The 20,108-nt window shown below is 64.4% G+C and carries 21 protein-coding genes; all 21 read right to left on the bottom strand.

The window, feature by feature from the left end; genetic code table 11:
• Positions 1-564, bottom strand: a complete 564-nt coding sequence (locus tag QPK29_RS16495) for a phasin family protein (RefSeq protein WP_056137077.1) — start codon at positions 562-564, stop codon at positions 1-3.
• A 186-nt stretch (positions 565-750) separates the two neighbouring features.
• Entirely contained in the window at positions 751-2,664 is a 1,914-nt protein-coding gene (locus tag QPK29_RS16490) for a two-component system response regulator (protein WP_056137075.1), read from the bottom strand.
• An 84-nt stretch (positions 2,665-2,748) separates the two neighbouring features.
• On the bottom strand, positions 2,749-3,666 hold the full coding sequence (locus tag QPK29_RS16485; protein ID WP_371768095.1) for an ion transporter: 918 nt from the start codon (positions 3,664-3,666) through the stop codon (positions 2,749-2,751).
• Complete coding sequence (locus QPK29_RS16480) at positions 3,663-4,097, bottom strand: VOC family protein (RefSeq protein WP_371768094.1); 435 nt, start codon at positions 4,095-4,097, stop codon at positions 3,663-3,665. Before QPK29_RS16480 ends, QPK29_RS16485 begins: the two co-directional genes overlap by 4 nt.
• On the bottom strand, positions 4,087-4,641 hold the full coding sequence (locus QPK29_RS16475) for an NADPH-dependent FMN reductase (RefSeq protein WP_371768093.1): 555 nt from the start codon (positions 4,639-4,641) through the stop codon (positions 4,087-4,089). Before QPK29_RS16475 ends, QPK29_RS16480 begins: the two co-directional genes overlap by 11 nt.
• A 69-nt stretch (positions 4,642-4,710) precedes the next feature.
• Positions 4,711-5,019, bottom strand: coding sequence for a hypothetical protein (locus QPK29_RS16470; protein ID WP_056137068.1), 309 nt, complete (start codon positions 5,017-5,019; stop codon positions 4,711-4,713).
• A 3-nt stretch (positions 5,020-5,022) separates the two neighbouring features.
• Positions 5,023-6,246, bottom strand: a complete 1,224-nt coding sequence (locus tag QPK29_RS16465; RefSeq protein WP_371768092.1) for an MFS transporter — start codon at positions 6,244-6,246, stop codon at positions 5,023-5,025.
• Positions 6,247-6,338: 92 nt separating this feature from the next.
• Entirely contained in the window at positions 6,339-6,851 is a 513-nt protein-coding gene (ispF, locus tag QPK29_RS16460; protein WP_036230599.1) for a 2-C-methyl-D-erythritol 2,4-cyclodiphosphate synthase, read from the bottom strand.
• A 15-nt stretch (positions 6,852-6,866) separates the two neighbouring features.
• Entirely contained in the window at positions 6,867-7,571 is a 705-nt protein-coding gene (ispD, locus tag QPK29_RS16455; protein ID WP_056137421.1) for a 2-C-methyl-D-erythritol 4-phosphate cytidylyltransferase, read from the bottom strand.
• Positions 7,572-7,581: 10 nt separating this feature from the next.
• Positions 7,582-8,274 carry a hypothetical protein gene (locus QPK29_RS16450; RefSeq protein WP_156404027.1) on the bottom strand — a complete coding sequence of 231 codons (693 nt, stop codon included), beginning with the start codon at positions 8,272-8,274 and terminating at the stop codon, positions 7,582-7,584.
• A 10-nt stretch (positions 8,275-8,284) separates the two neighbouring features.
• Positions 8,285-8,842, bottom strand: coding sequence for an NUDIX domain-containing protein (locus tag QPK29_RS16445; RefSeq protein ID WP_056137065.1), 558 nt, complete (start codon positions 8,840-8,842; stop codon positions 8,285-8,287).
• Between the two features lie 159 nt (positions 8,843-9,001).
• The gene (locus tag QPK29_RS16440; protein ID WP_371768091.1) at positions 9,002-9,433 is read right to left on the bottom strand and encodes a hypothetical protein; all 432 of its coding nucleotides are present in this window, start codon (positions 9,431-9,433) and stop codon (positions 9,002-9,004) included.
• Between the two features lie 153 nt (positions 9,434-9,586).
• A complete protein-coding gene (locus QPK29_RS16435; protein WP_056137060.1) occupies positions 9,587-9,907 on the bottom strand; it encodes a DUF2818 family protein in 321 nt (106 codons plus the stop codon).
• 7 nt (positions 9,908-9,914) lie between these two features.
• Positions 9,915-11,441 carry an NADH-quinone oxidoreductase subunit NuoN gene (gene nuoN / locus QPK29_RS16430; protein WP_056137058.1) on the bottom strand — a complete coding sequence of 509 codons (1,527 nt, stop codon included), beginning with the start codon at positions 11,439-11,441 and terminating at the stop codon, positions 9,915-9,917.
• Between the two features lie 20 nt (positions 11,442-11,461).
• Positions 11,462-12,988 carry an NADH-quinone oxidoreductase subunit M gene (locus QPK29_RS16425; protein WP_371768090.1) on the bottom strand — a complete coding sequence of 509 codons (1,527 nt, stop codon included), beginning with the start codon at positions 12,986-12,988 and terminating at the stop codon, positions 11,462-11,464.
• A 16-nt stretch (positions 12,989-13,004) separates the two neighbouring features.
• Complete coding sequence (nuoL, locus tag QPK29_RS16420) at positions 13,005-15,122, bottom strand: NADH-quinone oxidoreductase subunit L (RefSeq protein WP_371768089.1); 2,118 nt, start codon at positions 15,120-15,122, stop codon at positions 13,005-13,007.
• A 45-nt stretch (positions 15,123-15,167) separates the two neighbouring features.
• Positions 15,168-15,476 (bottom strand): NADH-quinone oxidoreductase subunit NuoK, encoded by a 309-nt coding sequence (gene nuoK, locus QPK29_RS16415; protein ID WP_029757428.1) that lies wholly within the window; start codon positions 15,474-15,476, stop codon positions 15,168-15,170.
• Positions 15,473-16,138, bottom strand: coding sequence for an NADH-quinone oxidoreductase subunit J (locus tag QPK29_RS16410; protein ID WP_056137052.1), 666 nt, complete (start codon positions 16,136-16,138; stop codon positions 15,473-15,475). The genes nuoK and QPK29_RS16410 overlap by 4 nt, the downstream gene beginning before the upstream one ends.
• Positions 16,139-16,164: 26 nt before the next feature.
• On the bottom strand, positions 16,165-16,653 hold the full coding sequence (gene nuoI, locus QPK29_RS16405) for an NADH-quinone oxidoreductase subunit NuoI (protein ID WP_029757430.1): 489 nt from the start codon (positions 16,651-16,653) through the stop codon (positions 16,165-16,167).
• A 13-nt stretch (positions 16,654-16,666) separates the two neighbouring features.
• Positions 16,667-17,749 carry an NADH-quinone oxidoreductase subunit NuoH gene (nuoH, locus tag QPK29_RS16400; RefSeq protein ID WP_056137051.1) on the bottom strand — a complete coding sequence of 361 codons (1,083 nt, stop codon included), beginning with the start codon at positions 17,747-17,749 and terminating at the stop codon, positions 16,667-16,669.
• A gap of 21 nt (positions 17,750-17,770) precedes the next feature.
• On the bottom strand, positions 17,771-20,101 hold the full coding sequence (gene nuoG, locus QPK29_RS16395) for an NADH-quinone oxidoreductase subunit NuoG (protein ID WP_371768088.1): 2,331 nt from the start codon (positions 20,099-20,101) through the stop codon (positions 17,771-17,773).
• Between the last annotated feature and the right edge of the window lie 7 nt (positions 20,102-20,108).

Below are 20,108 nucleotides of genomic sequence, written 5' to 3'. Positions count from 1 at the left end.
TCAGTGTGTGGCGGCCCGCTGGTCCTTGCTGCCCTGCTGCTGGCTCGGCGGCATTTGCTGCGTCTGGCCCGTGCTACCCGATGCGTGCGGCTGGGCGGCACCATTGCCCGGCCGGATGAACGGATCGCTGAACTGGCGCACGGTTTCCTGCTGGGCGCGCAGGCCGCGCTCCGTCTGCTCGGTGGCGTCGCGCGCCACCTCGTCCGCCAGGGCGCGCGCGGTGCGGGTCGTGTTCTGCACGTGCTGCTCCGTCACGCGGGCCAGCTCGACCTGGGAGTCGGCCGCCAGGCGCGCGATGTGCTGCTGGTAGGCGCGCAGCTTGTCCGTCGTGGGCTGCGTGCGCGCCGTGGCGGCGCTCAGCAGCTCGGACTGGCGGTCGGCGCTCAGCACGTGCTTGCTGGCCAGGGTCGTTTCTTCCAGCATCGTCTGCATGAGCTGGATGTTCAGGTCGCACATTTGTTGGAACGAGCTGAACAGCGACTTCGACATGTCGTTCAGGAACGCGGTCTGGGCATCGATGTGGGTGCGCACCGCCGGGGCGATCGTTTGTGGAAATGGATACATGGTTTTGCCTCGCAAAGTTTTGGGTTGAACGGGCCGCAGCAGGCGCCGCGGCGCGAAGCTCACAGACTAAGGGCGCGAGGCTGGTTACCTTTGATCTGGGCTAATCGTGCCGGGCTTGTCGGCCTGAAGTAGCGAATGTCGGTCTGAACTTTGCAGCGGTCCAAGTTCCTGCACTCATGAGACAGACTAGCGCGCAATCGCCCCCACCCTGGCGCCCCCGTTCGGCGTCAGGTTTCTCTGGTCGAGCAACCGCGTCATCACCTCCGCCGGCACTGCCTGGCTATAGTAATAGCCCTGCGCGGCCAGGCAGCCGTGCGCCGTCAGGAAGGAGACGTGCTCGGGACTGTCGACGCCTTCCGCGATCAGGTTCAGGTGCAGGCTGTGCGCCATCGCGATGATCGCCGTGACGATCGCGGCGTCGTGCGCCTGCTCGTTGATCCCGATGACGAACGAGCGGTCGATCTTGAGCGCGTGGATGGGGAAGTTCTGCAGGTAGGCGAGGCTGGAGTAGCCGGTGCCGAAATCGTCGATGGACAGCTGGACGCCCATGGCGCTCAGCCGGCGCATGACGGCGAGGTTGTCGTCGCTGGGCTGCATCGTCAGGCTTTCCGTCAGCTCGAGTTCGAGCGCGTCGGCAGGGACGCCCGTGTCGCGCAGCACCTGGGCCACGAATTCCGTCAGGTTGGCCTGGGTGAACTGGCGCGCCGAGAGGTTGACGGCGATCCGCATGTCCGGATGGCCGCCGTCGCGCCAGCGCCTCAGTTGCGCGCAGGCCTGGCGCAGCACCCATTCGCCGATCGGCACGATGATGCCGGTTTCTTCGGCGATGGCGATGAATTCCGCGCAGGAGCGGGCCGCCTTGCCGGGCGGCGTCCAGCGCAGCAGCGCTTCCGCCGAGAAGATCCGGCCGCTCTCCATGTCGACCTGCGGCTGGTAGTACACGGAAAACTCGTCGTGGGCGAGCGCCTGGCGCAGCTGGCTGGTCGCCGCCATGCGCCGCTTCGCCGCTTCGTGCAGGGCCGGTGTGAAGAACTGGTATGTGTTGCGTCCCTTCTGCTTGGCCTGGTACATGGCGGCATTGGCCGCGCGCAGCAGCGCGGACGCATCGCTGCCGTCGGACGGGAACAGGCCCAGGCCGATACTGGCGCTGACGTGCAGTTCGTGGTCTTCGACGTGGAACGGCCGGCTCAGGGTCTCGAGGATCTTGCCCGCCACGAGCGCGGCGTCGTTGCTGCACCGCAGGGCCGCGAGGCAGATCCCGAACGCGTTCCCGCCCAGGCAGCCGAGGCTGTCGCCCTCGCGCGTGCATTGCTGCAGGCGCGAGGCGACGGCCTGCAGCAGGCGGTCGCCGATCCGCTCGCCGAGGGAATCGTTGATGGTCTTGAAGTGGTCCAGGTCGATGTGCAGTTGCGCGACCATCTCGTCCTGGTGGCGCCGCGCCTGGGCGACCGCCTGGTTGACCCGGTCTTCCAGCAGCAGGCGGTTGGGCAGCCCCGTCAGCGCATCGTGGTGCGCCATGTAGTCGATGCGCCGCTCCGCCTGGTTGTAATCGGCGATCTTCTGTTCCAGCCTGGCGTTGGTCCGGACCAGCTCCGCGGTGCGCTCGGCCACGCGCTGTTCGAGGAGATCATTGGCGGCCAGCAGCTCGGCTTCCGCGCGCCGCAACTGCGCGTTCTGTTCGGCGAGACGTTTCTGCGCGCTGCGCAGTGCCAGATGGGTCGTGACGCGCGCCCACACTTCGTCGATCTGGAACGGTTTGGTGACGTAGTCGACGCCGCCCGCCGCGAAGCCGGCCACCTTGTCGTGGGTCTCGGACAGCGCCGTCATGAAGATCACGGGGATGTCGCGCGTACGGGGAGACGCCTTGAGGCGCCGGCACGTCTCGAAACCGTCCATGCCGGGCATCATCACGTCGAGCAGGATCAGGTCCGGCTGCACGAATTCCGCGCGGGCCAGGCCCTCCTCGCCTTCTTGCGCGACCGCCACCCGGACCTGGCGCCCCTCGAGATACTCGACGAGGATGCCCACATTGGCCGGCGTATCGTCGACAATCAGGACGGTCGGGGTGCCCACATCCTGGGGCGCGACAGAAGTCGTCATATCGGTTCCGTCCACTGGTCCATCGATTCGCGGAGACTTACGCTGTAATGACGATTCTATCCGATTCTAACATTAGAGCAACCCTCATTTTGCGCCAGCGCGGTGCACCGGCAGCGCCGTCCCGCAATCCTTGCAGAACCGGGCGGCGGCGTCGTGGCCGCCGCTGCCGCACGCAGGACAATGCAGGGTCGAACGCGCCGGCCCCGTCCTTCGGTCGCCGCGGCGCAGCGTCATCTCGGCCGTCACGATCCCGGTCGGCACGGCAAGGATGCCCCACCCCATCAGCATCATGAACGAGGCGATCGCCTTGCCCAGGTTGGTATGCGGCGTGATGTCGCCATACCCGACGGTGGTCATGGTGACGGTTGCCCAGTACATCGCGACGGGGATGCTCGTGTAGCCGTTCTTCGGTCCCTCGACGACGTACATGACGGTGCCGAGGATGAGGATCGCCATCAGCACGACGGACAGGAACACGAGGATCTTGCGCCGGCTGGCGGCGAGCGCTTCGCCCAGGCGCGTGTACTCCTCGATGTACAGGGTCAGCTTGAAGATGCGGAACACGCGCAGCAGGCGCAGGATGCGGATGTCGAGCAGCAGTTCGGTGCCCGGCATGAGCAGCGAAAAATACGACGGCAGCACGGCCAGCAGGTCGATCACGCCGTAGAAGCCGCCGGCATAGCGCCACGGCCGCTGCACGCACACGAGGCGCGCCACGTATTCCACCGTGAACAGCGCGGTGAAGCCCCATTCGAACGCGTTCAGCAGGTCGGCATGGTCGCGGTGCAGCCGCGGCACGCTGTCCAGCACGACGACGAGGATGCTGAGCAGGATGGCGCACACGAGGGCGATGTCGAAGCGCCGCCCGGCCGGGGTGTCGGCTTCGAAGATGACGTCGTACATGTGCCGCCGCCACCCGGGCGGCGGCTTGCCGTAGGCAGTGGGCGCCTGCGACACATACGGTGGCACATTCGGCGGCGCGCTGTCGTCTTCCTGCCTCATGACGCGGTCGGCGGCCCCTTCAGCTCGATCATATTGCCTTCCGGGTCAGCCAGGTAGATCGACGGGCCTTCTCCTTCGGCGCCGAAGCGCGACGCGGCCGGCCCTGCCTCGATGCCGTGCGCGGCCAGGTGGGCGCGGATCGCGTCTTCGTCGAACGGCTCCACGCGGAAGCAGAAGTGATCGACATTGCGCCCTTCCGTGCCCGGCGCCGCGCCGCCCGCCGCCCCCAGCTTGCCGGAAATCGGGATCAGGTCGACCATCGAACTGCCGGCGCGCAGCTGCACGAGGCCGATCTCGTCCTGGCGCCGCACTTCGCGGCAGCCCAGCACGTCGCCGTAGAAGGCCTGCATGCGCGCGAGATCCACCACGCGCAGCACGATGTGATCGATTTCGCGGATCGCGATCGGACTCTTTACGGCATCAGTCGGCATGGCGCTCCACCCACGTCGCAAAACACTCCATGAACTGCTGCAGGAAGGTTTTCAGGCCTTCGTCCGTCAGCGTGTCGCCGTCGAACTTGTTGGCCACGCCGCCGATGTACGCTTCCGGCGACTGCATGCACGGCATGTTGAGGAAGACGAGGCACTGGCGCACGGCGTGGTTGGCGCCGAAGCCGCCCAGCGCACCCGGCGAGTTGGACACGACCGCACACGGCTTGCCCGTCCACGCGGCCTGGCCGTACGGGCGCGAGCCGACGTCGATGGCGTTCTTGAGGACGCCGGGCAGCGAGCGGTTGTATTCCGGCGTGCAGAACAGGACGCCGTCGGCGTCGCGGATGCGGCCGCGGAACTCGGTCCAGGTGGCGGGCGGCGTGTCGGTCTCGTCATCCTGGTTGTACAGCGGCATGTCGCCGATCTCGACGATCTCCAGTTCGAGCGTGGGCGGTGCGGCCAGCATCAGGCTCTTGGCCAGCTTGCGCGTAAACGATTCCTTGCGCAGGCTGCCGACGAGCACTGCAATCTTCCTTGTTGCCATGACGGTCCTTTCGGTCTTGATGGGTCGTATGATGCCCAGAGTGTAACGATTTTCCGCGGACCGTGCGGATCAGATGCGCCGGCGCCGGTATTCGTCGAGAAAGGAACGCACCTCGCGCGCCGTCAGCACGCGCACCGGATCGCCATGCCACGCATACAGGAACGGCGGCCCGCCCGCGCGGTCCGTCAGCTTGGCGCGGATGAGGAACCGGGTGCCGGCGCGATAGCGCTCGGGGTCGGACAGCGCCCGCGCGCACTGCACGCGCATCGACGTCGCGTACGCCTGCCCCGCCATCGGCTTGATGCGCAGCCGGCCCGTGCGCGGGTCCGGTACCGATTCGACCGCCACGTCGCGGTAGGCCCAGGGATCGCGTGCCATGCGTTACGCCGCCACGGCCGCGGGGACCGGCTTCGCCTCGCGGATCGGCAGGTTGACGAAGGCGGCGGCGAGCGCCAGCGCGATGTCCGCGTACCACATCCACGAGTAGTCGCCGAACTTCACGAACGCGAGGCCGCCCAGCCAGGCGCCGAAGAAGCCGCCGATCTGGTGCGACAGCAGCGTCAGGCCGAACAGGGTGGCGAGGTAGCGCATGCCGAACAGCTTGCCGACGAGGCCCGCCGTGGGCGGCACCGTCGCGAGCCACGTGAAGCCGAGGGCGGCGGCGAACACGTAGAACGTCCAGCCGGATTTCGGCGCCAGCAGGTATGCCGCGATGATCACGGCGCGGCTGCCGTAGGTGAACGCCAGCAGCCATTTCATGCGGTAGCGCTGCGCCAGCGCGCCCGCCGCCAGCGACCCGGCGATGTTGAACAGGCCGATCAGGCCCAGCGCCGTCGCCGAGACGCCCGCCGGCAGGCCGCACAGCGCGACCTCGCCCGGCAGGTGGGTGACGAGGAAGGCGATGTGGAAGCCGCACGTGAAGAAGCCGGCGTGCAGGCACAGGTAGCTGCGGTCGCGCATCGCGTCGCGCACCTGGCGTCCCAGCGTAAGGTCGGACGAAAGCGCGCCGTGGCCGACGACTGACTGCGCCGGCGGCTTGCCGCGCAGCGGCCACGCGAGCGGGATGGTGAAGAGGCTCGTCGCGGCCAGCGCCAGCATCGCCGTGATCCACCCGGTGGTCGCGATGAGGAACTGGACGAGCGGTGCGAACACGAACTGGCCGAACGAACCGCCCGCGTTGATGAAGCCGGACGCGAACGCGCGCCGCTCGGCCGGCAGGCGCTGCGCGGTGGCGCCGATGAGGATCGAGAAGCTGCCCGCGCCCGCCCCGCTCGCGGACAGGATGCCCAGCGTGACGAGCAGGCCCCATTGGGTGGAGACGAAAGGCGTCGCCGCGAGCCCGCCGGCCAGCAGCACGGCGCCCAGCACGATGACGGGCATGGAACCGTATTTGTCGGCGACGGCGCCGAAGACGGGTTGCGAGGCGCCCCACATGAACTGGCCGACGGCCATGGCGAAGCTGATCGACGCGACGCCGAGGCCCGTCGCCGTGTTCAGCGGCGACAGGAACAGGCCCGTCGTGAGACGCGCCGCCATCGTGATCATCAGGATGGCGCTGGCGGCCAGGATCAGCGTCCAGGCCGCACGTGGCGTGTTGGTGGTCATGTCGTCCCCGTTGTCATCGTCAGACCGACGATGTTACAACGGAAACGCCAAGGAGGTTGAAGGTGGGCACGCCGTGCCCACCGAACGACTGATCAGCCCGCCGCGCGGATCAGGAGCACGGTCGCCTGCGCCGCCATGCCTTCTTCGCGGCCGAGGAAGCCGAGTTTTTCATTGGTCTTGGCCTTGATGTTCACCTGCTGGGGCGACGCGCCGATGTCCTCGGCGATGCGCGACACCATCTGCGGGATGTGCGGCGCCATCTTCGGCTGCTGCGCGATGATGGTCGCGTCCACGTTGCCGATGGTGTAGCCGGTGCCCAGCACGCGGTTGGCCGCTTCGCGCAGCAGCACGCGCGAGTCGGCGCCGGCGAACATCGGGTCGGTGTCCGGGAAGTGCTTGCCGATGTCGCCGAGGCCGGCGGCGCCCAGCATGGCGTCGATGATGGCGTGCAGCAGCACGTCCGCGTCCGAGTGGCCGAGCAGGCCCAGCCGGTGCGGGATGGTGACGCCGCCGACGATCAGTTTGCGCCCTTCGACAAGGGCGTGGCAGTCATAGCCGGTACCGATGCGGAACGGCGGGGTCGGGTTGTACGATGCGAGAGCCATGATGTTCTTTACACGCTATACGAATTCAGGTTGGGACACTGCCAGGTACATCTCGGCGATCCGGATATCGTCCGGCAATGTCACTTTGAGATTGCGGGGATGCCCTTCCACCAACTTGGGGCTCAATCCGAGGGCTTCAACCGCACTGGCATCATCGGTAATCGAATCCGGATCTTTAGCCGCCGCCAGCGCTTCGCGCAGCAATTCATAGCGGAACATCTGCGGGGTCTGCGCGAGCCAAAGGCCGTTGCGGGGCACGGTACCGGCCGCTTCGCCGTCGATGCAGCGCTTGACCGTGTCGACGACCGGCAGCGCCAGCAGGCCGCCGGCCGGGTGGTCGCCCGTGCCCGTGATCAGTTTTTCGATCAGTTCGGCAGTCAGGCCGGGACGCGCGGCGTCGTGCACGAGCACCCGGTCGGCGGGCGACAAGGTGTTGGCGAGCACGGCCAGGCCGTTGCGCACGGATTCCATGCGGCTCGCCCCGCCGCAGCGCAGGACCGTCACGCCGTGATGGGGCGCGACGGCGTCGATGTACGGGTCGTCCGGGCTCACGACGACGAATGTGTGCGCGATGAGCTCGCTGGACAGGAATGCGTCGAGCGTGTGCCTGAGCATGGGCTTGCCGCCGATTTTCAGGTACTGCTTGGGGCTCGTGGCGCCCATCCGGGCGCCGACGCCGGCGGCGGGAATGAGGGCGAAATAACGTGGTGCTTGAGTCATGTTGTTCAATCTACGATCGGGAACGTCTTGTCGATCCAATAAGAGACTGTACCTCACCTTGGCAAACTTTGCTCAGACGCGCGTACTCCGCCGGACTGTCGATCGCGGCCTGCAAGCGTTCGACACGTCCCATCTCGGCCTTAATGTACGGCATCCAGTTGCGGTCGATTTCGCGCTGGAGCAGCGTGCGCGACTCGCCGGCGCGCGCATACAACGGTTTGCCGGCAAAGCGGCCGCCGAGGCGTGCGCGCACCCGCTCTTCCACTTTCGGCAGATAGTCCAGGTAAGACTTGAGATGGCGCATTTCGTGCGCAAGTATCTCGTCATACGTGCACGAGTCCGGCTCGAATTCGCGGCTGACGTACACGACGATGGGCTGGTAGTACAAGGTCACCGCGATGCGCGGCATCACGCATTCGGCCGCGCCGTCCGGCGACGTGAGCAGGGTGCCGTCGACCTGGATCGCGACGCGCGACTCCGTGCGCGTGAGGCCCAGCACGTAGCCGTTGCGTACGCCGGGCCGCTTCATGCGCGTCAGGTCGCGGTAGGACACCGTATTGTCGACGCGCCAGCCGCTCTCGCGCGTGGAGAACGTCGCGCCGGCATCCCGGGCCGCGGCTTCGCAACTCGCCTCGAACGGCGTGCGGGCGGATGCGAAGCCGCTCCAGGCGAGCAGCATCAAGCCGAGCGCGGCCGGGCGCACAGGCTTCAAACTAAGCCGGCGTCCAGGTGCCGGCGGCGATCTTCTCCAGCCAGAACGTGCCGATCACGGTTTTCACATCCGTGATGTCGCCCCGTTGCACCATCTCCAGCATCTCGGGGATGGTCGCCGTGAAGGTCTCGAGAAATTCACCATCGTCCAGCTTTGCGTCGCCCGCCGTCAGGCCGCGTGCGAGGAACAGGTCGAGGTGCTCGTCCGAATACGCGATCGCGTTGTGGATCGTGCAGACGAAATGCCAGTCGGTGGCGGTGTAGCCGGTCTCTTCTTCCAGTTCGCGCTTGGCGCAGGCGAGCGATGCCTCGCCCGGATCGATCTTCCCGGCCGGGAATTCGATGAAGACCTGGTCGTTCGGATAGCGGAACTGGCGTTCGAGCAGCACGCGGCCGTCGTCGAACAGCGCGAGGATCACGACGGCGCCGGGATGGCGGATGAATTCGCGTTGCGTGATCTTGCCGTCGGGGAGTTTCACGCGGTCGCGCGAGACTTTGAGGAAGTTGCCGTCGTAGGCGAGCTGGCCGTCGATTTTTGTTTCTTTGAGGTGGTCGTCCATGGGCGGTCCGGAAGTCGTGGTGAACACGGCCGCACCGGCGGTGCGGCGAGCCCGAAGTATAAAACAATCAGTCGTTCCTCCGCTTTTACGCAGAGCTAACGTATTGAGCCATGCCGTTGGATTTCTGCTTCGCCGGGGCCGGCTTCGACGCATCAATCTTCACTCAAGAGCACATCCGTCAATCTTCTTGATAACCTCGAATTTCTTGGAAATCTTTTCCTTCATTGCTTTGAACTTCTCAAAATCGGGGTCGGTAAAACCAGGCTCGTAGCGCATCTTCTTCTCTTGCGCGATCTCTTCCTCCAGGCGCTGAACCTCGACATTGGTGAGTTTCTTGTCTTTCACTTCGTAGCGGAAGTTCTCGTAGTCCCCATATCCACCAAAAGAATTCCTGGCATTGAACTGTCCACACACGTCACCAACAGTATTTACCTTGATGTTCTTGAACTGAGCGGAAGCCGGGTCTTTAAGAATTTCCTTGACTGCCGCTTTCGCTTCTTCGACGGGCGACTTTGCTTTCGCCGCGCAGGTAACCGGGCTCACTGCTGCACAGACTATGAGACATACGATTTTTACATGGTTATGTTTCAAGTTTCTCTTCCTCGCGTTATCGACAATCAGTTTGAATCCGCGTAAGTATCGGCCGTGCCGAAGATGCTCCTTGGAAACAATGTACCATGATCGTGCGTGCGTGCACGATCACCGCGTCGATGACACGAGGGTCAGCAGGAGATGTGCGCGGCGTCAACCGCGGCGCTTGCGGAGGTAGCGCAGGACGAAGCCCGGGAAGGCCAGCACGAGAAACAGGCAGGCGGTGATCGCGTAGAACTCCCAGGTCTGGGGAAACGCGGTACCGATGCGGGATTCGAGGCCGCGGGCCAGCAGGCCGACGACGAAGTACAGGACGATCAACTCGAGCAGGCGCACGACGAAGTATTTCGCGTGCGCCTTGTTGAGTGCCGGCTTCATGGGAATGAAGCCGAGCACGCTCTCGTTGAGGAACGGCAGGTTGGCGAACGCGAGTGCGACCGCGATCACCAACCAGCTGGCCAGGGAGGCGTCCACCGTGGCCTTAGGACTTCAGGGTTGCGGACATGGCCGACAGGCAGGCCGCCAGCAACGGGCCCGGCAGGATGCCCAGGACCACGACGAGGATGCCGTTCAACGACAGCACGACGCGCATGTCCAGCGGGGTCGAGATCGGCGATGCATCGGCCACCTCGTCGAACCACATGACTTTCACGACGCGCAGGTAGTAGAACGCACCCACCAGCGACGCGGCCACGGCGATGATCGCGAGCCACAGCTGGCCCGAACCGACGACGACGTCCAGCACGGCCCACTTGGCCATGAAGCCCATCATCGGCGGCACGCCGGCCAGCGAGAACATCAGGGCGGTCATGACGAGCGCGTACCACGGGCTGCGCTTCGCAAGGCCCTTGAAGTCGGCCACTTCTTCCGCTTCGTGGCCCGAGCGCGCCAGCATCATGATGATGCCGAAGGTGCCCAGCGTGGTCAGCACGTAGGTGATCGTGTAGTACATCGACGCGCTGTAGGCGTTGGCGATGTTCGCGGCATTCGTGGCATCGCGGGTACCGACGACGCCGGCCATCATGCCCAGCAGGACGAAGCCCAGCTGTGCGATGGTCGAGTATGCCAGCATGCGCTTCAGGTTGGTCTGCGCGATCGCGGTCAGGTTACCGACCAGCAGCGACAGCACGGCCAGCGCCAGCAGCATCTGCTGCCAGTCGATCGCCAGCGGCAGCAGGCCTTCGACCAGGATGCGGATCATCATCGCGAACGATGCCAGCTTCGGCGCGGCGCCCAGCAGCAGCGTGACGGCGGTCGGCGCGCCCTGGTACACGTCCGGGACCCACATGTGGAACGGCACGGCGCCCAGCTTGAAGGCCATGCCGGCCACGACGAACACGAGGCCGAACACGAGGATCGTGTGGTTGGCGGCGTTGCTCGACACCAGCTTGGCGATCGTCGTGATGTCCAGCGAACCGGTGGCGCCGTAGATCATCGAGATACCGTACAGCATGAAGCCCGAGGCCAGCGAACCCAGGATGAAGTACTTCATCGAGGCTTCGGTCGAGATCGCGTGGTCGCGGCGCATCGCCACCAGCGCGTACAGCGACAGCGACATCAGTTCCAGGCCCAGGTAGATCGGCAGCATATTGTTGCCAGAAATCATGATCATCTGGCCCAGCAGCGTGAACAGCGCGAGCACGTAGAACTCGCCGCCCATGTTGCCCGACATCATGCCGCGCTCGCCGGCGTACTGGCGCGAGTACACGAGGGTCACGCCCACGGCCAGGTACGTAAAGAGCTTGAGCAGGTTCGCCATCGGGTCCGACACGAACATGTTGTAGAACGTGTAGGTCGTATGCCCGGCGGTGAAGTCGCCGTAGGTGATCACGGCGCAGCCCACCAGGGTGAGCAGCGACAGTGCGTAGGTCAGCGTGCGCTTGCCTTCCTTCTGGAACATATCGATCAGAAGGATGGCGCAGGACGCGATGACCAGGAAGATTTCTGCAGAGACCGGCCCCAGGTTGTTGGCGGCCAGCACGGCTTGGGTGTTAATCATCGGATTCATATCGTTGTTTGTGCCTCTATTCAGTGCGCGGCGACCGCAGCGACTGCCTGCGGCAGCTTGCTGACCGACACGTGCTGCAGCAGGTCCGCGACCGACACCTGCATCGTGTCGGTGAACGGCGCCGGATACAGGCCCATGTAGATGGTCAGGATCGCGAGCACGCCCAGCATGAAGAACTCGCGGCCGTTCAGGTCGGTCAGTTCGGCCACGTGCTTGTTGCCGATCTTGCCGAACACGACGCGCTTGACCATCCACAGCGAGTACGCCGCGCCCAGGATCAGGGCGGTGGCGGCCAGCAGGCCGGTCCAGAAGTTGAACTTGACGGCGCCCAGGATGACCATGAATTCGCCCACGAAGCCCGACGTCGCCGGCAGGCCGCAGTTGGCCATCGCGAACAGCACGGAGAACGCGGCGAACTTCGGCATCACGTTGACGACGCCACCGTAGTCGGCGATCTGGCGCGAATGCAGGCGGTCGTACAGCACGCCGATGCACAGGAACATCGCGCCCGACACGAAGCCGTGCGAGATCATCTGCACGATACCGCCCTGCACGCCGATCTCGTTGAAGATGAAGAAGCCGAGCGTGACGAAGCCCATGTGGGCGATCGACGAGTACGCGACCAGTTTCTTCATGTCGACCTGCACCATCGCGACCAGGCCGATGTAGATCACGGCGATCAGCGACAGCACGATGATCAGCGGGGCCAGGTAGTGCGAGGCGTCAGGCGCGATCGGCAGCGAGAATCGCAGGAAGCCGTAACCGCCCAGCTTCAGCATGATCGCGGCCAGCACGACGGAACCGCCGGTCGGCGCTTCCACGTGGGCGTCCGGCAGCCAGGTGTGCACCGGCCACATCGGCACCTTGACGGCGAACGCCATCAGGAACGCGATGAAGATCAGGACCTGTTCCTTCATCGTCAGCGGCAGGTTGTGCCATGCCAGGATGTCGAAGCTGCCGTTCGATTTGTTGTACAGGTAGATGATCGCGATCAGCGTCAGCAGCGAGCCCATGAACGTGTACAGGAAGAACTTGAACGACGCATACACGCGGTTCGGGCCGCCGAACACGCCGATGATGATGAACATCGGGATCAGCGTGGCTTCGAAGAAGAAGTAGAACAGCAGGCCGTCCAGCGCGACGAACACGCCGATCATCAGGCCCGACAGCAGCAGGAACGACCCCATATACTGGGCGACACGTTCCTGGATCACTTCCCAGGCGGAGATCACGACGATGATCGTGATGAACGCGGTCAGCGGCACGAACCACAGGCTCAGGCCGTCGATACCCAGGTAGTACTGGATGTTGAAGCGCTCGATCCAGGCGGCCTTCTCCACGAACTGGGGTCCGTGGGCCGTGTTGCTGAACTGCGTGAACAGCGGGATCGTCGGCAGGAAGCTGGTGATAGCACCGGCGAGCGCGAGCAGCCGGGTGAAGCCCGCGCGGCTGTCACGACCGACTGCGAGCACGATGATGCCGCAGAGGATCGGCAACCAGACCGACAGGCTCAGGTAAGGAGGAAAGGTAGAAATCGTAGACTGCATCTTGTTTTTCTCTCTTTTAAGCGTGCCAGAACGGGAAGAAGTACAGCAGCGTACCCAGCACGCCCAGGATCATCACGAACGCATAGTGGTAGATGTAACCAGTCTGGAACGTACGGACGATGGTCGAGAACCAGCCCACGAGCTTCGCGGAGCCGTTGACGACGAGGCCGTCGATCAGCGCGCGGTCGCCCACCTGCCACAGGCCCTTGCCCAGCAGACGTGCGCCGCCGGCGAACACGACTTCGTTGAACTTGTCCATGTAGTACTTGTTGTCCAGCAGCGTGTGGATCGGACGCAGCGCCTTGTAGAAGGCGGCCGGCACGCGCGGATTGATCATGTAGCAGTAGAACGCGGCGGCGACGCCGGCCAGCGCGAGCCAGAACGGCAGCGACGTGAACGCGTGCACGCCCATCGCGGCGGCGCCGTGGAACTCGTGCGCCAGCTCTTCCATCGCCGGGTGGCGTTCGGCGTTGATGGTGATGACGCCTTCGAAGAACTTACCGTACAGCATCGGGCCGACCGCGAAGAAGCCGATGATGACGGACGGGATCGCCAGCAGGATCAGCGGCAGCGTCACGACCAGCGGCGACTCGTGCGGCTTCTGGCCCGGGGCCAGGCCGTGGTGGCCATGATCGTCGTCTTCCTCTTCGTGGTGGGCGTCCGAGTCGTGCAGCGCGTGCGGATCCTTGCCTTCCCCATTGTGTGCGTGGTCGTCGTGATGCGCGTGGCCGTGGTCATGGGCATGCGCCTTGCCGAAACGCTCTTCGCCGTGGAACACGAGGAAGTACATGCGGAACGAGTAGAACGCGGTCACGAACACGCCGGCGATGACGGCGAAGTACGCGAAGCCCGAACCCCACAGGTGCGACGCATGCACGGCTTCGATGATCGAATCCTTCGAGTAGAAACCGGCGAAGAACGGCGTACCGATCAGTGCCAGCGAACCCAGCAGCGACGTGATCCACGTGATCGGCATGTACTTGCGCAGGCCGCCCATGTTGCGCATGTCCTGGTCGTGGTGCATGCCGATGATGACGGAACCGGCACCGAGGAACAGCAGCGCCTTGAAGAACGCGTGGGTCATCAGGTGGAACACGGCGACGTTATAGGCCGACACGCCCAGTGCGACCGTCATGTAGCCCAGCTGCGACAGCGTGGAGTACGCGACGACGCGCTTGATGTCGTTCTGGATGATGCCCAGGAAGCCCATGAACAGCGCGGTGATCGAGCCGATGACGACGATGAACGACAGTGCCGTGTCCGACAGCTCGAACAGCGGCGACATGCGGGTCACCATGAAGATGCCGGCGGTAACCATCGTCGCGGCGTGGATCAGTGCCGAGATCGGGGTCGGGCCTTCCATCGAGTCCGGCAGCCAGACGTGCAGCGGGAACTGCGCCGACTTGCCCATCGCGCCGATGAACAGGCAGATGCAGGCGGCCGTCAGCAGCGGCCAGGTCGTGCCCGGCACGAACATGGCCGACAGCGCGCCGGCCTTGGCGAACGTCTCGTCGTAGTTCATCGTGCCGGTCGCGGCCAGCAGCAGGCCGATGCCGAGGATGAAGCCGAAGTCGCCGACGCGGTTCACGAGGAACGCCTTCATGTTCGCGAAGATCGCGGTCGGACGCGTGTACCAGAAGCCGATCAGCAGGTACGAGACCAGGCCCACCGCTTCCCAGCCGAAGAACAGCTGCAGGAAGTTGTTGGACATGACCAGCATCAGCATCGAGAACGTGAACAGCGAGATGTACGAGAAGAAGCGGTTGTAGCCGTCGTCTTCCGCCATGTAGCCGATCGTGTAGATGTGGACCATCAGCGAGACCGACGTGACGACGCACATCATCATCGCGGACAGCGCGTCGATCTTGAAGCCGACCGACATCTTCATGGTGCCGATCGTCATCCAGGTGTAGACGTCGCCATTGAACGTGGCGCCGTCGATGACCTGGTTCAGCGTCATGATCGAGATGACCATGGCAATGAAGACGCCCAGGATGGTCGCGGAGTGCGACACGACCCGGCCGACGACGTTGCCGAAGAACTTGGTGCCGAGCAGGCCGGCGATCGCCGAGCCCGCGAGCGGCGCCAGTGGCACCGCCAGCAAGAGATTAGGGTTAATAATTTGCCCCGCCATGTTGAACCTTTTGTGTATTTATCAGGAGGTTGACAGACAAACCGCTTAGCCCTTCAGGCTGTCGAGGTCTTCCACGTTGATCGTGTCCAGGTTACGGAACAGGACCACCAGGATCGCCAGGCCGATCGCCGATTCGGCGGCCGCGACAGTCAGGATGAAGAACACGAAGATCTGCCCTGCCGCGTCGCCCAGATAATGCGAGAACGCCACAAAGTTCAGGTTCACCGCCAGCAGCATCAGTTCGATGGCCATCAGCAGGATGATGATGTTCTTCCGGTTCAGGAAAATGCCGATCACGGAGATCGCGAACAGGATCGCGCCCAGGATCAGGTAGTGAGCGAGCGATAAAGTCATTGCGCCTCCTTATTGGCAGCAGCGGCGGCCGCAGCGGCAGCAACAGCCGCGTCGTCGATCGCCTTCTGGTTCACCGTCTGCATCTTGACGATCTTCAGACGGTCGTTACGCTTGACGCGGACGGCGAGGCCCGGGTCGATGGCTTTGGTGTCCTTGCGCTTGCGCAGGGTCAGCGCCACGGCGGCGATGATGGCGACCAGCAGGATCAGGCCGGCGATCTCGAAACCGTAGATGTACTGGGTGTAGATCAGGCGGCCCAGTTCATGGGTGCCGCCGATGTGGCCCACAGTCGCCTCGGTCGGGGCATCGCCCTGGCCCAGGAAGCCGCGCCACAGGACGGCGGCCATCTCCAGCACGATCAGCGCGCCCACGCCGGACGCCACCGGGAGGTAGCCCCAGAAGCCTTCGCGCATGCGGTCGATATTAATGTCGAGCATCATCACGACGAACAGGAACAGCACCATGACGGCGCCGACGTAGACCAGTACCAGCACGATGGCCAGGAACTCGGCCTTGAGCAGCATCCAGATACCGGCAGCGTTGAAGAACGCGAGCACCAGGAACAGCGCGGCGTGGACCGGGTTCTTGGCGGTAATGACGCGCAACCCGGCCAGCACCATCACGGCCGAGAAGACGTAGAACAGAACAGTTGTGAAATCCATGACGTTACGCAGGAGCCCTTTTTTTGTTAGCGGTACTTGGCATCGGCTTCGCGCGCGGCGGCGATGTCGTTCTCGTAGCGATCGCCCACGGCCAGCAGCATTTCCTTGGTGTAGTACAGGTCGCCGCGTTTTTCGCCGTGGTATTCCAGCACCTGGGTCTCGACGATCGAGTCGACCGGGCACGACTCTTCGCAGAAACCGCAGAAGATGCACTTGGTCAGGTCGATGTCGTAGCGCGTCGTGCGGCGGGTGCCGTCTTCGCGTTGCGCCGATTCGATCGTGATGGCCATCGCCGGGCACACGGCTTCGCACAGCTTGCACGCGATGCAGCGCTCTTCCCCGTTCGGGTAGCGGCGCAGCGCATGCAGGCCGCGGAAGCGCGGCGAGATGGGGGTCTTTTCTTCCGGGTACTGGACCGTGATCTTGCGCGAGAACGCGTACTTGCCGGTCAGGGCCAGACCTTTAATCAGCTCGGACAGCATCAGGCTGCCGAGGATCTCTTTAACTCGTGTCATTTTGTGTGCTTCCTTACTTCCAGATGTTCCACGGCGTCTGCATCCAGCCAGCCACCAGCACCAGCCAGATCAGGGTCAGCGGAATGAACACTTTCCAGCCGAGACGCATGATCTGGTCATAGCGGTAGCGCGGGAACGTGCCGCGGACCCAGATGAACAGCGAGACGATCAGGAACATCTTCGCGAACAGCCAGAAGAATCCGCCGATGGCGCCGAATTCCAGGAACGAGAACGGTGCGGACCAGCCGCCCAGGAACATGATAGCTGCCAGCGTGCCGACGAGGATCATGTTGGCGTACTCGGCCAGCATGAACATCGCGTACGACATGCCCGAGTATTCGACCATGTGGCCGGCCACGATTTCCGATTCGCCTTCCACCACGTCGAACGGGTGGCGGTTGCACTCGGCCAGGCCGGACGTGATGTAGATGATGAACAGCGGCAGCAGCGGCAGCCAGTTCCACGACAGGATGTTCACGCCGTGGGCGGCGAACATGCCGCGCTCCTGGCTTGCGACGATGTCCGAGAAGTTCAGCGAGCCCGACACCATCAGCACGACGACCATCACGAAGCCCATCGGGATTTCGTACGAGATCATCTGCGCCGATGCGCGCATCGCGCCCATGAACGAGTACTTCGAGTTGGCCGACCAGCCGGCGATGATGATGCCGTACACCTCCATCGACGTGATCGCCAGCAGCAGCAGCAGGCCGGCGTTCACGTTGGCGAGGGCCGCTTGCGGGCCGAACGGGATGACCGACCATGCGGCCAGCGCCGGCATGATGGTCATCAGCGGGCCGATCACGAACAGGCTCGCCGTGGCTTTCGCCGGGATCACGATTTCCTTCAGCAACAGCTTCAGGGCGTCCGAGATCGGCTGCAGCAGGCCGCCGGGGCCGACGCGGTTCGGGCCGATACGGATGTGAATCCAGCCGATCAGCTTGCGCTCCCACAGCACGAGATAGGCCACGAGGCCCATCAGCGGCAGCAGGACGACGACGATTTTCAGCAGCGTCCACACGAGCGGCCAGGCCGTCGTGCCGAGCAGGCTCGCGCCGCTGCTGTTCAGGTTGTTGATCATGTCAGGTACCGACATTTTGCTTGGGCTCCCCTGCTTTTATGCTTTAGCTACGTTGATCGGACCGAACATGTCGCCCAGTACCGAAGTCGATTCGTGGGCGGCCGCGACGCGCACGACGTTCGCCGGCAGGCGTGCGTCGATGTTTGCGCTCAAGACGACACTGCCCTGCCCTTGCGATACCGTGACCTGGTCGCCGGCGTTGACGCCCAGCTTTTCAGCCAGTGCCGCCGAGATGGTCGCCAGCGGCGCCTGGCCGTCGGCCGTGCGCAGCAGCGGTTCGGAACGGCGCGCGACGGCGTCGGCGAAGTGGATCGGCACGTCGGCCAGGCGCTCGAGCTGCTCGCCGTTGCCGAAGAACGCGCCGGCCGGAGCGATCTTGGCACGGTTGTTCAGCTTGGCGGACAGGTCCGTGGTGCCTTTGCCGAGCGCTTCGTCGCGGATAGCTTCCGAGTTCTCGTAATCGAAGCCTTGCAGGCCCAGCAGGTTGCCCAGCACGCGCAGCACTTTCCACGCCGGACGGGTTTCACCCAGCGGCTTGACGGTGCCGTTGAAGCTCTGTGCGCGGCCTTCGCAGTTGACGAACGTACCGGCGGTCTCGCTGAACGGCGAGATCGGCAGCAGCACGTCGGCGTAGTCGGTGCCGTGCTTGAAGGCAGACATCGCTACGACCATCTCCGCGCCACGCAGGGCCTTGACGGCTTGCGCCGGGTTGGCGGCATCCAGTTCCGGCTCGGCGTTCAGCAGCACGTACGCTTTCTTCGGCTGTGCGAACAGGTTCGCGGCATTCTTCGAGGTCGCGTTGACCAGGTAGCCGCCGACCGTGTTGGCCGCGTCGACGAAGTAACCGAATTTCGCACCGGTCTCGGCAGCGATCCACTCGGCGACGGCGTGCAGCTTCGATGCCTGCGGGTGGTACATCGCGGCATTGCCCAGCAGGACAGCGCCCGGCAGGTCGGCAGCGTTTTCCACGACCAGCGTCGCGGCAACGGCTTTCGCAGCGTCGCCGGCGGAGACTCCCTCGAAGCCGGCCGGCGCAGCGATACCTTTCGCAGCGGCGACGGCGACGGCGATTTCCGTCAGCGCGGCCAGCCAGTCGCTCGGTGCGGCGATCATGCGGTTCGCGGTCGGGATCAGGTTGTCGTCGGCCGAACCGTGGACGATGGACAGCTTGGCGCCCGACTTGACGGCGGCGCGCAGGCGCGTCGCGGCCAGCGGGTGGTCCTTGCGCAGGAACGAGCCGACGACCAGCACGCGCGACAGGGTCGACAGTTCGGCGATCGGCATGCCCAGGTGCGGGACGACTTTGCCGTCCAGCGCGAAGTCGGTCTGGCGCAGGCGGAAGTCGACGTTCTCGATGCCGAAGCCACGCATGGCTTTCTGCAGCAGGAACAGTTCTTCGACCGTCGAGTGCGCGGTACCGATCGCAGCGATGCTGTCGGCGCCGTGCTCGTGGCGGATGTTGCGCAGGCCGTGGGCGACGTATTCCAGCGCCGTCTGCCAATCGGTCTCGATCCACTTGCCGTCCTGCTTGATCATCGGCTGCGTGAGGCGCGAGGCGTTGTCGAGGGCTTCGTACGAGAAGCGGTCCTTGTCGGAGATCCAGCACTCGTTGATGTTCTCGTTTTCCAGCGGCAGCACGCGCATCACCTTGCCGCCCTTGACCTGGACGATCAGGTTCGAGCCGAGCGAGTCGTGCGGCGACACCGAGCGGCGGCGCTGCAGTTCCCACGGACGTGCCGAGTAGCGGAACGGCTTCGACGTGAGTGCGCCGACCGGGCACAGGTCGATCATGTTGCCCGACACTTCCGAGTCGACCGACTTGCCGACGAACGTCGTGATTTCCGAGTGCTCGCCGCGGCCCAGCATGCCGAATTCCATCACGCCGGCCACTTCCTGGCCGAAGCGCACGCAGCGGGTGCACTGGATGCAGCGGGTCATCTCTTCCATCGAGATCAGCGGACCGGCTTCCTTCGGTGCCACCACGCGCTTTTCTTCCGCGTAGCGCGACTCGCCCTTGCCGTAGCCGACTGCGAGATCCTGCAGCTGGCATTCGCCGCCCTGGTCGCAGATCGGGCAATCCAGCGGGTGGTTAATCAGCAGGAATTCCATGACGGATTTCTGCGCCTGCACGGCCTTGTCGCTGTGCGTGCGCACGATCATGCCCGGCGAGACCGGGGTGGCGCAGGCAGGCAGCGGCTTCGGCGCTTTTTCCACTTCCACGAGGCACATGCGGCAGTTGGCCGCGATGGACAGCTTCTTGTGGTAGCAGAAGTGCGGGATGTACGTTCCCAGTTTGTTTGCGGCGTCCATCACCATCGAACCCGGTGGGACTTCGACTTTCTTGCCGTCTAATTCGATTTCAACCATTTGATCG

Source organism: Massilia orientalis, from assembly GCF_030411975.2.
Taxonomy (GTDB): domain Bacteria; phylum Pseudomonadota; class Gammaproteobacteria; order Burkholderiales; family Burkholderiaceae_D; genus Telluria; species Telluria orientalis.
Note: the sequence above shows the minus strand (reverse complement) of the source record. Positions and strands in the feature narration are given on the sequence as shown.

What these genes read in the sequence shown, in the direction of transcription:
- ispD (WP_056137421.1), bottom strand. Translation starts at nt 7,571, where the DNA reads ATGACTCAAGCACCACGTTATTTCGCCCTCATTCCCGCCGCCGGCGTC.
- QPK29_RS16475 (WP_371768093.1), bottom strand. Translation starts at nt 4,641, where the DNA reads ATGGCAACAAGGAAGATTGCAGTGCTCGTCGGCAGCCTGCGCAAGGAA.
- QPK29_RS16490 (WP_056137075.1), bottom strand. Translation starts at nt 2,664, where the DNA reads ATGACGACTTCTGTCGCGCCCCAGGATGTGGGCACCCCGACCGTCCTG.
- nuoH (WP_056137051.1), bottom strand. Translation starts at nt 17,749, where the DNA reads ATGTCGGTACCTGACATGATCAACAACCTGAACAGCAGCGGCGCGAGC.
- nuoN (WP_056137058.1), bottom strand. Translation starts at nt 11,441, where the DNA reads ATGAATCCGATGATTAACACCCAAGCCGTGCTGGCCGCCAACAACCTG.
- QPK29_RS16410 (WP_056137052.1), bottom strand. Translation starts at nt 16,138, where the DNA reads ATGGATTTCACAACTGTTCTGTTCTACGTCTTCTCGGCCGTGATGGTG.
- QPK29_RS16495 (WP_056137077.1), bottom strand. Translation starts at nt 564, where the DNA reads ATGTATCCATTTCCACAAACGATCGCCCCGGCGGTGCGCACCCACATC.
- QPK29_RS16480 (WP_371768094.1), bottom strand. Translation starts at nt 4,097, where the DNA reads ATGCCGACTGATGCCGTAAAGAGTCCGATCGCGATCCGCGAAATCGAT.
- QPK29_RS16425 (WP_371768090.1), bottom strand. Translation starts at nt 12,988, where the DNA reads ATGCAGTCTACGATTTCTACCTTTCCTCCTTACCTGAGCCTGTCGGTC.
- QPK29_RS16470 (WP_056137068.1), bottom strand. Translation starts at nt 5,019, where the DNA reads ATGGCACGCGATCCCTGGGCCTACCGCGACGTGGCGGTCGAATCGGTA.
- nuoK (WP_029757428.1), bottom strand. Translation starts at nt 15,476, where the DNA reads ATGACTTTATCGCTCGCTCACTACCTGATCCTGGGCGCGATCCTGTTC.
- ispF (WP_036230599.1), bottom strand. Translation starts at nt 6,851, where the DNA reads ATGGCTCTCGCATCGTACAACCCGACCCCGCCGTTCCGCATCGGTACC.
- QPK29_RS16465 (WP_371768092.1), bottom strand. Translation starts at nt 6,246, where the DNA reads ATGACCACCAACACGCCACGTGCGGCCTGGACGCTGATCCTGGCCGCC.
- nuoG (WP_371768088.1), bottom strand. Translation starts at nt 20,101, where the DNA reads ATGGTTGAAATCGAATTAGACGGCAAGAAAGTCGAAGTCCCACCGGGT.
- nuoI (WP_029757430.1), bottom strand. Translation starts at nt 16,653, where the DNA reads ATGACACGAGTTAAAGAGATCCTCGGCAGCCTGATGCTGTCCGAGCTG.
- QPK29_RS16485 (WP_371768095.1), bottom strand. Translation starts at nt 3,666, where the DNA reads ATGAGGCAGGAAGACGACAGCGCGCCGCCGAATGTGCCACCGTATGTG.
- QPK29_RS16445 (WP_056137065.1), bottom strand. Translation starts at nt 8,842, where the DNA reads ATGGACGACCACCTCAAAGAAACAAAAATCGACGGCCAGCTCGCCTAC.
- nuoL (WP_371768089.1), bottom strand. Translation starts at nt 15,122, where the DNA reads ATGGCGGGGCAAATTATTAACCCTAATCTCTTGCTGGCGGTGCCACTG.